Below are 12,591 nucleotides of genomic sequence, written 5' to 3'. Positions count from 1 at the left end.
GAGATAACAAACATAATATAGTCTGTAAAAATTATTTTTCTTTTAAATTTGATTCAAAAAAAGTTCCTAATTTACCTTTGCCAGTGCCATTTGCTGAAATATTTGTTTATGCTAATGATTTTGAAGCTATTCATTTACGAGGTGGCAAAGTATCTCGTGGTGGTATTAGATGGTCTGATAGAGGAGAGGATTATAGAATAGAAGTATTAGGGCTAATGAAAGCACAAAGTACCAAAAATTCGGTCATTGTGCCTTTTGACGGCTCAAAAGGTGGGTTTTTCGTTAATTTCACTGATGATAATATGACTCGTCAAGAATATATGGCAAGAGTTATAGAATGTTATAAGAATTTTCTCCGTGGTTTACTTGATATCACTGATAATATAGTTAATGGCAAAATTGTCCAACCACAAAACACTATTATCTATGATCAGGAAGATCCATATTTAGTAGTTGCAGCAGATAAAGGTACAGCAACGTTCTCAGATCATGCGAATAGTATATCTGCTGAATATAATTTTTGGTTAGGTGATGCTTTTGCTTCCGGGGGATCAGCCGGTTATGACCATAAGAAAATGGCTATTACTTCAAAAGGAGCGTGGATTTCTGTAGCAAGTCATTTCTATGCTATGGGTCTTGATATACAAAAGGATCCTATTACTGTTGTTGGTATTGGTGATATGTCTGGGGACGTCTTTGGTAATGCTATGCTTAGGTCTAATGCAATAAAACTTGTTGCGGCATTTAATCATAAACATATATTTATTGATCCACAACCCGATCCGATTATTAGTTTTAATGAACGTATGAGATTGTTTGAGTTACCTGCATCAAATTGGTCTGACTATAATCAACAGTTAATTTCAAAAGGTGGCGGGGTTTTTGAACGAAGTAGTAAATCTATTTTGTTATCGGCAGAAGCTAAATCATTGCTAAAGATAGATGTTGACCAACTAACCCCAGAACAGCTGATTAGAGCTATTTTACAAGCAGAAGTTGATTTGATATGGAATGGTGGTATAGGAACCTATATAAAAGCTTCGACAGAAAGTCACCTAGATATAGGTGATAAGGCAAATGATAATCTGAGAGTCAATGGTAAAGATATTAGAGCTAAAGTAATAGGGGAAGGTGGAAATATTGGCGTATCGCAACAAGGTAGAATAGAATATAGCAAGCTCGGTGGACAGATAAATACTGATTTTATTGATAATTCAGCTGGTGTTGATTGTTCAGATCATGAAGTAAATATAAAAATCGCTCTTAATCAAGCTATGGTTTCTAAAAAAATCAGTTTAGAAGAACGTAATAAACTACTGTTTGCTATGACCAAACAAGTTGAAGAGTTGGTATTAGTTGATAATTATAAGCAGAATCAAGCGATTAATATCATGCAATTATCTCGTATTTCGACTATTGAAATATTTAGCCAATTTATTGATACTTTACAAGAAGAAAAATTAATTGATCGAACTGTTGAGTTCCTACCAACTAGGGAAGAGTTAAATAGAAGGGCTCTTAATAATGAAAGTATAACTCGTCCTGAGCTTTGTGTATTACTTTCTTATAGTAAACGCTCAGTCTATCATGATTTAATAACAGCAACATTCTCAAAAGATAAATATTTTGAGTCTTATCTGATTAATTACTTTCCAGCATTAATGCAAGAGAAATTTCGTGAAGAAATTTTATCTCATCCACTTAAGCATGAAATTATTCGAACCGTTGTAACAAATAAAATTATTAATCAGTTAGGTGGTCCATCACTTAATCTTATAAAACGTGACACTGGTGCTGCTCTTTGTGATATAGTTCGTTCATATACCATTATTTGTGAAATTTTTGATTTAGATAATTTATGGACTATAGTGGAATCTCTAAATGCTATAGAATATAAAGTTAAAATTGACATGTTTACTGAACTTGCTAAAATTATGCGTAGAGGCATCTCCTGGTTTTTAAAGCATATAAAACATCCTATCAATATTAGCGATACCATTGATGAATTTTATCAACCATCTAGAATGCTTAGCAAAGTGGTGAGTAAATTTCTCTTAGGAGAAGCTAAAAATAAATTCGATGATAAAGTTAAGCAATATGTTTTGTTGGGAGTGAAAGACGAGATAGCTCAAAGGGTCGCAACTCTCGATAGCTTAGTGTCAGTTTTTGACATAATCTATATTGCCAAAAGAACCCAGGCTACAAATAATGATGTTGCTAGTTTATATTTTGCTACTGGTAGCAAATTTAGTATTGATTGGCTTCGTAAATCTTGTGATAAACAGCTAAATGATTCTTATTGGAATAGATTATCAACGCAATCATTAAAAGATGACTTGTATGATAAACAAAGACAATTATTAACTAAAATAATTAACAAATCCAAAGTAAATATTGATTTAGATTTATGGATTGATAATAATATAGATTCTGCGTCTATTTTCCTAGATTTTGTCAAAGCAATTAGATTGCAGGAAAATATTGACTTAAATATTTTAATTTTAGCAAATAAGAAGTTTGAAACCTTCTTGCGTAAACTTGAGTAGCGTGTTATGTCGTCATCCCTAAAACAAGCAAGAATAGAGTCTGGCAAAACTCTTGAAGAGATATCTGATTATTTGAAAATTAGAAAGCAATATTTAGAGGCTCTTGAAGAAGGAGACCTAAGTTCAATGCCAGCGGAAGTTTATGTGAAAGGCTATCTTAAGTTATATTCAAATTATTTAGGGATAGTTTTGGATACAGGTGAGGAAGATGAGCAGGAACTCCCTAAAGATATTGATTTCAAAAATAGGGCTGGTTCAATGGTATCTGATTATAAATGGAAAAAACAGCTCATTATAATTTCTATTTTAACATTAATAATAATTCCAATAATTTTTCACTTAATATTACCATATGAATGACAATAAATACTGATTTGTTACTTAAATTAATGCAAGAAGTGGATCAAGGGATTGAAGGTCTTTTGTCGGATATTGCAGAACAGCATCAAGAAATTAATAGACTGAAAGATGAAAATAAATATCTCAAGGATAATTATACAAAAATACTTGAGCAAATAGCTGTATATATTGCTGAATTGGAAGAAATAAAACATAAAAACACATAATATAGATGTCTATAGTAACAATAATACTAGGTAGCAAAACTTTCCAACTGGCATGTAGTGACGGATCGGAAGAAGAATTGTGCAATCTTGCAGCCAAGTTAAATGAAAATATTACCCAGATAAAAAAAGCTAGCCCATCAGCATCATTTGAACTATTATTAGTTATGTCTGCCTTAAGTTTACAGGAACAAGTACAAAATTTGACTAATAAAATTGCTAAAATCGATGGTGATAAAATACCTTGTGAAGAAGAAAAATTTGCAGAAACATTAAGTACTATAGCAGGATATTTAGAAGAACTTGCACGAAAGATTGGAAAGTGATATTATCGTAAAATACTTGGAATATTTACTTAAAAAACACTTTTTAAAACAGAAGAGTGTAATAGACGAGCTACTTGGTTCGTGAGCTTAACGTATTGCCCTGGGACTATAATTTTTACTATTAGGAAACATTCCTGTCTGAGTCTATTATGCAGATATATGGATTCCATTTATATATACTAGGTTCTTTGAGGATCTTAGGCAACGACCAAAGTGGTTCATTTTTTTAGGCAATTTTTGTGTTATACTACATCAACAGGATTCTTACTAATAATAGAGTGCGGTCTGCTCTATTAATGTTGGTAGGCTGCTTTACTACTTTATTACTAGTAACTTATAATCCAGACGATCCTTCCTTTAATTCTGTGACAGCCAAATATCCAAGTAATTTATTAGGTTATTTTGGTTGTTATTTGGCAGATATTTTTTACCAATTTTTTGGTATAGCGTCGTTTATTTTACCCATTTGTTGTTTTTTTTGGTCTTTGAGTGTGTGGCGTTTAGAGAAAAAATGTGTTACCATCCGGATAATGGTGATGCTGCTTTCAATTATATCATTACCGATAGTCTGCACTAAGATAAAAATTGATTATTTACCGGCTGGTGCCGGCGGAACAGTCGGTACTATTATTTACCCACTAGTCAAACAATTAGATGCTAGAGCCGATTATGCTTTAATTATTGTCACGTTTATTTTATTATTTTTACTGGCAGAAATAAAATTTTCAGCTTTTTGGAATGCTATAATTAAATTACTCAAAATAATACCTTATAAAAAAATTATATCCTTACCTACAACATCAACAAATAGCAACTCAACTAAACCAGTTTTGATAAAAAGGACTCCTTTTGTTAATCAAGAAGAAGCTTCATATGCTGACAAAATGGATGTATCTTTGGGGAAAAATAATGATCCACAATCTCATTATTTAAAGAAACAATCTGCATCAAGAAAAGAAAATGACCAATTACCAGACTTACCACCTATCGAATTATTAAAACAAGCTGATAGCCAAAATATAAAAGTGGAAACTTTATCAGAATTACAACATAATGCCCAAATATTGTTGACTGTTCTTAATGATTTTGGTGTTAAAGGTCAGGTCATTAATATTAATCAAGGTCCGGTTGTCACCTTATATGAATTTGAACCAGCTGCCGGTACTAAATCTTCTAGGATTATAGGTTTATCAGACGATATTGCCAGATCATTATCTGCAATATCAACTAGAATAGCTGTAATACCGGGTAGAAACGTCTTAGGTATTGAATTACCAAATAAACAACGAGCTTTCTTTTGTCTAAGAGAATTAATTGAAACCCCAGAATATCAAGATAATAGCATTATGCTACCATTGATTTTAGGTAAGGATTTAGCTGGCAAGCCTTTTGTTGCAGACTTAGCAAAAATGCCCCATTTATTAGTTGCAGGTACGACTGGTTCAGGTAAATCAGTGGCAATTAATGCGATGATAATTTCCCTACTTTACCGTTATACCCCAGAAGAATGTCGGTTAATAATGATCGATCCTAAAATGCTTGAATTATCAACCTATGATGGCATACCACATCTTCTAACCCCAGTGGTTACCGAACCAAACAAAGCGGTAGTAGCCCTTAAATGGGCAGTAAAAGAGATGGAAAATCGTTATAGAGCAATGTCAAATATTGGGGTAAGAAATATAGCTGGCTATAATGCTAAAATTTTGGAAGCTGCGTCAAGCGGTAAAATATTAGAGCGTTCTATCCAAACAGGATTTGATTCAGAAACCGGCAAGCCTATTTATGAAACAATTGAAATGAATATGGAGAAATTACCGTTCATTGTAGTAATTGTTGATGAAATGGCTGATTTAATGCTGGTAGCTGGCAGGGATATCGAATTATCGATACAACGTCTTGCTCAAATGGCAAGAGCTGCAGGTATTCATATTATCATGGCAACTCAAAGACCTTCTGTTGATGTTATTACTGGGGTAATTAAAGCTAATTTTCCAAGTCGTATCAGTTTTAAAGTAACTTCTAAGATTGATAGTAGAACTATTCTTGGTGAACAAGGCTCTGAACAGTTACTCGGTATGGGAGACATGCTTTATATGGGTAATTCGTCAAAGATTACCAGGGTTCATGGTCCATTTGTTGATGATAAAGAGGTAGAGAAAGTAACCGAATATTTAAGAGCAACAGGAACTCCTGAGTATCTTTCAGCAGTGACCCAACAACTAGATGATGATGAAGTAAATGTTGAAAGTTCTGGAGATGATTCAACTAGTGACGAGACTCTATATAAAAGAGCGGTACAAATAGTACAATTAGAACGAAAAGTATCAATTAGCTATATACAAAGATGTTTACGAATTGGTTATAATCGAGCTGCTACTCTTGTGGAGAAAATGGAACAAAATGGGGTAATATCCCCTCCTAACCACACTGGTAAAAGAGAAATATTATTGCCAGAAAGTTAGTGAGTGTTCACGGTTTTTTTGCTATTTTCTTATGATGAATAAAAAATCTGCTCGCCAAACGTCTATTAGCGAGAAGCTGCTTTGCAGCGACGCGGCAATCCAAAAAACTAACCAAAAATAGATTGCTTCGTCGCTACTAAAGTAGCTTCTCGCAATGACGTTTTGTACTTTAACTTTTTTTTGTGAAAGCTCACCATTATATTTCCCTGACTTGTTTAAATACTAACTTTTTTTCTCTAAATATGTTTATTTTATGAAAAAAATTCGCTATAGATCGTGGCTTTGACATATCGCGTTTGTAGCTTTGCTTAGTCATTGATCCATAATTAGAAATTAAAGAGGGTATAACTTCAGAGTAATATACTTTATATAATCCTTTCATTGTTTCCATAGTTGTTAAATATCCCCATTTCATCACCTGTTGTGGTACTCTGGCTAGAGCTTCTATACAAGCAATTGTTTCTTCGACTTCAGGGTCGCTACTCTTATAAACATCTGCGACTGGTGCCAAATTAAACTTCATATCTTCGATCATAGCTCTAATCATCAGTCCCATATATTGTTCTTTTGCGAACCTCTTAATAAAAAGTAATTTTCTCCTATGAACAGAAAATAAAAATTTCTGTTTATAAATCAATCCAAGTAATCTTGCCCAATAAACCCTTATGCCATGTACCTTATTCTTATTATAAAATTCTACCTTTTCTTCATAAGTAATCATTTGCCTCATTCCCATAGAAAGAAGATTGGCTAATAATTTATTACAATTAATAATATCATCCTGCCTCGCCTGTTTTACGTGAGGCGTTGCTTTTGTTCCAGAGAAATTTGCTGAATGACGACTTATTTGACGACCACTCGCATCTCTTTTAATATCAGCAAAATGCCCGAGTTCTTGCCCAGCTATAATTTGTAACCTAGCAACTGCTGCCCATCCATCACCATAAGTTGGATGAGTTTTGTCATTTTCAGCAAATGGATTACCACCACAGGACACAAAGACTGCAACATTCTTGCCGTCAGTACTTTGCATACCACTATTGGAGCCAGAACGTTGCCAATCAACTATATCCATCATATCGCCAATATTATGGGAGTAAGTAATAAATACTTGAACCTTATCATGCAATAACCACCTAATAACTATAGGATGGGCTGACTGAACAAAAATCCTTGTTAATCTTTCAGTAACTAATGGGTTAACTGGCTGTAACTTTTGGATTTGTTTTTTCAAATCTGTATAAATCGATGCCAGTTTCTTATCAGATAGAGAAGATTTATATAAAGACCTAAATAACTGATTAGTTTGTTCAATTAAATTTGGTTCTGTTATTTCCTCTTTACTTACCATCAAACTAATATTGAATTTGGGATCAGAAAATCTTGCAAAATTACAACTATTATCGGTATCTATTCTAAGTTTACCCGATTTGATTAATTGCTGAGCTAATTGTTCATATTCTATCTGCATATCTTCAGGATAGATAGCAGGAACCTTATCGAGTATATGATAAATTGAACTCATAATAGTACACTTAATATTTTCATTTTCTATCTAGAATCTCAAAAAATTTATCCTTAATAACTTCATCAAATTGCTCTAATGTTATATCAATACCAAGTTTCTTTAACGAGGTTACCGGTACATCCCTTAACCCACAAGCAATAATTCCGGAGAACATATCAAGATTTGTTGAAATATTTACAGCAATACCATGATATGCAATCCATTTCCTAACCCTAACGCCTATTGAGGCAATCTTTGCCGGTACATCGTTTTCTTTTACCCATATTCCTACCATACCATTAATAGTAAAAGCTTTGATTCCAAAATATAACAGGCTATTTATAATCCATTCTTCCAATAATTTAATATATAGCTTTAAATCTTTTTGTCTCCATTCTGATGCTAAATCAAGAATAGGATATATAACTCTTTGTCCGCTACCATGGTAGGTAAATTTTCCTCCCCTATTAGTATAAATTACTGGTATATCTCCAGGGTCTAGCAATTCATTTGCCTTAAAACTAGTACCTGTGGTATAGATATCCTTATACTCAACTAAATAAACAACCTCTTTCGAGGATTTATTAATTAAACTAGTAACCTTATCTTCCATTAATTTTACCGTATCTTCATATTCTGAAAGACCTGATAAGGTAACAAATTGTACCATAATTAGTAAGATATTTTATATTTAAGGAATATTATAATACACAAATAGGCTACCACTAAGAAGTAAAATAGAAAAAAATGAAATAATAATGCAGAAGTAAAATTGTGCAAGAGGTCTATTCAATTCTTAAAAGCAAAACAGTGTCTTAGACTCAAGATATCATATTCTTGGCAGCTTTTATGCCAGAATTTTTAGCATCTTTTGAATCGGAAGTTTCGCTATGAAAAACTATTTTACTGCCATCAAAATTGGCAAGCATAAACTCCGTATGAATAACCTTATCACGTATACTTAAATCATTTGAGTATACGTATGTTGAATAAGCAGCTATAGGGGTTTTACAATCTGCATCTAGATATTCTAAAAATGCTCTTCCCGCCTTCATTAGTTCCCATGTTTCAAGATGGTTAATTTTATTACATATCTCCTGCATTTTGTTATCATTTTTTCTTATCTCTACCGCTATAACTCCCTGCCCTACAGATGGCAACATCTCTTTTATATCTATTAAGTGGCAATATTTTTCATCAAATAGCCCCAATCTTTTCAAACCACTATAAGCGAGAATGGTCGCATCAACATCACCTTGCATTAATTTTTTTATTCTTGAATCAACATTTCCTCTAAAAGTAACAATTTGTAAATCAGGTCTTTTTCTTTGTATTAGGATTTTTCTACGTACTGAGGATGTACCAACTATACTGGCAAAAGGCAATTCTTCTATTGATTTATAGTTCAAGCAGACAAATACGTCTCGTGCATCTTCTCTCTCAAGTACAGCACATATCATCAATTCTGACGGTAATTTACAAGGTACATCTTTAAAGGAATGTACAGCTAAATCAATTTCTTCATTTATAAGAGCAGCTTCTATTTCTTTTAAGAATAAAGCCTTCCCACCTATATCATACAGATTTTTATCCTTAATCAAATCGCCAGAGGTAACTATTGGGACTATTTCATAATTTATCTGTGGATAATGAATTTTAATTTGGTCAATTACTAAACCTGTCTGAATCAAAGCCAGAGTACTTCTTCTTGTACCTATTTTTATTACCTTCTTCATCGATGATTTATTGTCAGTATATTATATTAACTACAACTTCATCATTCTTTAAAACTTGATTTGTTGATGAAAATTCTTCAACAAATTCTATTTTATGAGAAGATGTAACATTTTTAAGGTCTATCGTTAAGTCATTAGGAAGTTTTTCTCCTATAATTTCTAGTACCTTAATATTAGCTTTAACTGACAAATTCTTTTCTGCTTTAGCTTTTCTAACCAAATCTAGTATTTTAATAAGCCTATCAGGTTGAATTTGCTCTACCGGGAAAGAGAATTTTTTGATTTGAGACCAATTACCTCGACTATGGATAGATTTTGTACTATATAATATTTGCCAAATTTCTTCTGTTATATGCGGTAAGAAAGGGGCTAATAATTTGAGTAAAATTTTTATCGAATAATATAAAGTGATTATAGCACTATACTGCCCTCTATTGTCTGAGCCATCCATGTTATAAGCTCGGGTCTTAGTGATTTCAAGATAATTATCACAAAATACTGACCAAAAAAACTTTTCTATTGACTCCATAGCATCGGTATATTCATAATTATGCATATCTGATTCAACTTTATCTACTAACTCAACTAGTTTTACTATTAACCATTGGTCAAACTTGTGACAAATTTTGCTTTCTATATCAGGAATCTGGACATTTTTATCTAATGGATCTAATTTGTCAAAATGAATAGCCGCAAATTTGCAAGCATTCCATAATTTATTAACAAGTCTCTTCCCATTTTTCATTACCTCTTCAGAGTAAACAGTATCAGCTCCAAGCCTAGATTTAGAAGTCCAATAACGCATTACATCAGCCCCATATTGCTCAAGTAATTTTTGTGGTACAATAATATTCCCTTTAGATTTTGACATTTTGCTACGATCGAATGCCAGGCACCACCCACTAATCATAATGTTTTTCCAAGGTAGGGTATTTTCATGCAATTGGGCTTTAAGTACTGTGTAAAAAGCCCAGGTTCTAATAATTTCATGAGCTTGTGGACGCAAATCAGCTGGAAATAATTTGTGGTGACGCTCAGCATCTACGTTAAACTTTTCAGATATACCGTGACTACTTAATTGCGGTGAGATTGCACTAGTAGCCCAAGTATCCATAACATCATAATCTGGCTCTACCTCTTCTCGCGAATAGCCAATTGGCAAATCTTTGGTTGGGTCTACTGGCAGTTGTGTTATATCTGGAAATATAGCTTTGCCTACTTCTCCAACTCGTTTAGAATACCAAACAGGGAATGGCACGCCAAAATAGCGTTGACGACTTATACACCAATCCCATGATAAACCATTTATCCAGTTCTCAAGCCTAATTTTCATATTTTGGGGGTGCCAATTAATTTCATTCGCTCGTTGCATTAAAACATCTTTATGTTTTATCGTGTGAACAAACCATTGCGGTATGGTAAGTATCTCTAGTGGAGCCCCTGAACGTTCAGCACATTTTACTGTTTGAGTGATTTCTACTTGTTTAACTAATAAATTTTTCTCTTTTAAGATTTCTATAATTTTACTTCTAGCATCTTTTATTTTTAAGCCATTTATCTGATTATAAGAAGATGAATTTGATAATTCGTCTGATAAATCCATGATACCTTTTTTATCTATAATAATTTTTATAGGTAAATTATGAACTCTCCACCAAGTTATGTCGGTTACGTCACCAAAAGTACAACACATAACAAGCCCGGTTCCTTTATCTATTTGAGCTAAATCATCTGCTAAAATGGGTACTTTAACGTCAAATAGCGGTGTTATGGCAAATTGACCTTGCAAATGTTTGTATCTATCATCATTTGGGTTATAAAATACTGCAACGCAAGCTGGTAACAATTCTGGTCTAGTAGTAGCAATAATAATCCTCTCGCCCTTACTGGTCTGAAAAATTACATCATTCATCATTGAAGTTTTTTCTTGGTCTTCGATATCAGCTTGTGCTAAAGCCGTTTGATCAACTGGATCCCACAATATTGGTTGATTATTGCGGTAAACTTCTCCTTTATTTACTAAGTCTAAAAATGACATTTGTGACATTTTTCGTGATAATGGATTAATTGTCTGATACTCCAAAGTCCAATCAACCGATAAAGCCATTTGATTAAATAATGAACGAAATTTTTCTTCTTCAGAAATAACAACTTCTTTACATATTTCAACAAATTGCTCTCTTGCCATATTTGTTGCTTTTATCTGCTTTTGTTTTTCAACTAAACGCTCGGTAGGCAAACCATTATCATCAAAACCGATTGGATAAAAAATATTTTTACCTAGCATCCGTTTGAAACGAACCATGAAATCAGCCTGGGTATAACTATAAACATGTCCTATATGCAGTTGCCCTGAGACTGTTGGTGGTGGAGTATCTACTACAAAACTATTTTCCCTTGTTTCATTTTTATCCCAAAGATAAATTTTTTGTTCTTGCCAAAATTTTTGCCATTTTCTTTCGCTTTCACTAAAGCTATAATCTTTTGGAAATTCCGTCATAATAAGACTATTATAATTAAATTAAACCAAGATATATCATAATTAATAGTAATGCCAAATAAATTTTTCCTAAGTCTCAGTTTAATGAGGCTGCAAAATCCTACTGGATATCTGTTAGTATTCTTCTCAGCATGCTTTGGGGTACTTCTTACCAATATTACAATATATAATTTAGTAAAATTATTACTATTATTCTTTATCGGAAGTGTCGTTACCAGAGGAGCTGGTAGCGTTCTTAACGATATTTTTGACAAAGATTTTGATAAATATGTGTTACGAACAAAAAATAGACCTTTGGCTAATGGCTCATTGAAAGTAAGTGACGCGATGATTTTGTTAATTATATTATCAATTATTTCCTTAACCATTTTATTATCATTAAATAAAACAGCCATTTACTTAGGGTTTTTCTCCTGCATCATGATCATTTTATATCCACTAATGAAGAGAATTACTTTTTTCCCACAAATATTTCTAGGGCTAACATTTAATGGAGTCTTGATTGGTAATAGTGCAGTAATCGATAAAATATCACTAGAAGCTGTTATTATGTATATTGCCTGCTGTTTTTGGACTATCGGTTATGACATTATTTATGGCTTTATGGACATAGAGTACGATAAAAAGATTAATCTCAAATCAATGCCATTATTTTTAGAAAAGAAAAACTATAAACTGCATCTATATGTTTATTATACCATTTTCATAATATTATTCATAATTGCTAAAATTATAGCAGCTCATCACCTTAACTATATAGCTATCCTTTGTGCTTATATGATGCTGATTTGGCAGGTAATAACATTAGAAATTTCAGACCCACAAAACTGTCTTACTAGATTTAAAAATAACAATTATGTCGGTTTGATTTTGCTCTTAGGTTCGTTAGACTTAGCTATGTGAGTGTTTACGGTTTTTTTTTCTTATGATGAATAAAAAATCTGATCG

General features: G+C 32.7%; 9 protein-coding genes and 1 pseudogene. 6 read left to right on the top strand and 4 right to left on the bottom strand.

From position 1 onward, the window contains the following. Window positions 1-26: 26 nt before the first annotated feature. The 5 genes and pseudogenes from ACFELY_RS07470 to ACFELY_RS02685 all read left to right on the top strand — a co-directional run. Window positions 27-2,546 (top strand): annotated as a pseudogene (locus ACFELY_RS07470) (NAD-glutamate dehydrogenase domain-containing protein); the annotation flags it as partial. 6 nt (window positions 2,547-2,552) lie between these two features. Further along, entirely contained in the window at window positions 2,553-2,906 is a 354-nt protein-coding gene (locus ACFELY_RS02700) for a helix-turn-helix domain-containing protein (protein WP_094649412.1), read from the top strand. After that, window positions 2,903-3,112 carry a hypothetical protein gene (locus ACFELY_RS02695; RefSeq protein ID WP_094649411.1) on the top strand — a complete coding sequence of 70 codons (210 nt, stop codon included), beginning with the start codon at window positions 2,903-2,905 and terminating at the stop codon, window positions 3,110-3,112. The genes ACFELY_RS02700 and ACFELY_RS02695 overlap by 4 nt, the downstream gene beginning before the upstream one ends. 5 nt (window positions 3,113-3,117) lie before the next feature. Next, window positions 3,118-3,435 (top strand): cell division protein ZapA, encoded by a 318-nt coding sequence (locus ACFELY_RS02690; RefSeq protein ID WP_094649410.1) that lies wholly within the window; start codon window positions 3,118-3,120, stop codon window positions 3,433-3,435. Window positions 3,436-3,674: 239 nt separating this feature from the next. Then, window positions 3,675-5,900 (top strand): DNA translocase FtsK, encoded by a 2,226-nt coding sequence (locus tag ACFELY_RS02685; RefSeq protein ID WP_375333562.1) that lies wholly within the window; start codon window positions 3,675-3,677, stop codon window positions 5,898-5,900. 196 nt (window positions 5,901-6,096) lie between these two features. On the opposite strand, the gene ACFELY_RS02680 is transcribed toward ACFELY_RS02685, so the two are convergent. From ACFELY_RS02680 to ACFELY_RS02665, 4 genes are all read right to left on the bottom strand, one after another. Continuing rightward, window positions 6,097-7,425, bottom strand: coding sequence for a DUF2748 family protein (locus ACFELY_RS02680; RefSeq protein ID WP_375333561.1), 1,329 nt, complete (start codon window positions 7,423-7,425; stop codon window positions 6,097-6,099). Window positions 7,426-7,444: 19 nt separating this feature from the next. Next, window positions 7,445-8,077, bottom strand: a complete 633-nt coding sequence (gene lipB / locus ACFELY_RS02675; protein WP_375333560.1) for a lipoyl(octanoyl) transferase LipB — start codon at window positions 8,075-8,077, stop codon at window positions 7,445-7,447. 151 nt (window positions 8,078-8,228) lie between these two features. Further along, a complete protein-coding gene (gene hemC / locus ACFELY_RS02670; protein WP_375333559.1) occupies window positions 8,229-9,143 on the bottom strand; it encodes a hydroxymethylbilane synthase in 915 nt (304 codons plus the stop codon). A 13-nt stretch (window positions 9,144-9,156) separates the two neighbouring features. Beyond that, window positions 9,157-11,643: a valine--tRNA ligase gene (locus tag ACFELY_RS02665; protein WP_375333558.1), complete on the bottom strand. Its 2,487-nt coding sequence runs from the start codon at window positions 11,641-11,643 to the stop codon at window positions 9,157-9,159. 45 nt (window positions 11,644-11,688) lie between these two features. Here ACFELY_RS02665 and ubiA point away from each other — a divergent pair, with 45 nt between their 5' ends. Beyond that, window positions 11,689-12,546 (top strand): 4-hydroxybenzoate octaprenyltransferase, encoded by an 858-nt coding sequence (ubiA, locus tag ACFELY_RS02660; RefSeq protein WP_375330478.1) that lies wholly within the window; start codon window positions 11,689-11,691, stop codon window positions 12,544-12,546. Window positions 12,547-12,591: the final 45 nt, after the last annotated feature.

It is taken from the genome of Candidatus Tisiphia endosymbiont of Xenochironomus xenolabis (genome assembly GCF_964264705.1).
Taxonomy (GTDB): domain Bacteria; phylum Pseudomonadota; class Alphaproteobacteria; order Rickettsiales; family Rickettsiaceae; genus Tisiphia.
The sequence above is the reverse complement of the archived record's forward strand: the minus strand, read 5'-3'. Positions and strand labels throughout refer to the sequence as shown.

Excerpts from the sequence above, each read along its gene's own strand:
- ACFELY_RS02700 (WP_094649412.1), top strand. The coding sequence starts at position 2,553 with ATGTCGTCATCCCTAAAACAAGCAAGAATAGAGTCTGGCAAAACTCTT.
- ACFELY_RS02695 (WP_094649411.1), top strand. The coding sequence starts at position 2,903 with ATGACAATAAATACTGATTTGTTACTTAAATTAATGCAAGAAGTGGAT.
- ACFELY_RS02690 (WP_094649410.1), top strand. The coding sequence starts at position 3,118 with ATGTCTATAGTAACAATAATACTAGGTAGCAAAACTTTCCAACTGGCA.
- ACFELY_RS02680 (WP_375333561.1), bottom strand. The coding sequence starts at position 7,425 with ATGAGTTCAATTTATCATATACTCGATAAGGTTCCTGCTATCTATCCT.
- lipB (WP_375333560.1), bottom strand. The coding sequence starts at position 8,077 with ATGGTACAATTTGTTACCTTATCAGGTCTTTCAGAATATGAAGATACG.
- hemC (WP_375333559.1), bottom strand. The coding sequence starts at position 9,143 with ATGAAGAAGGTAATAAAAATAGGTACAAGAAGAAGTACTCTGGCTTTG.
- ACFELY_RS02665 (WP_375333558.1), bottom strand. The coding sequence starts at position 11,643 with ATGACGGAATTTCCAAAAGATTATAGCTTTAGTGAAAGCGAAAGAAAA.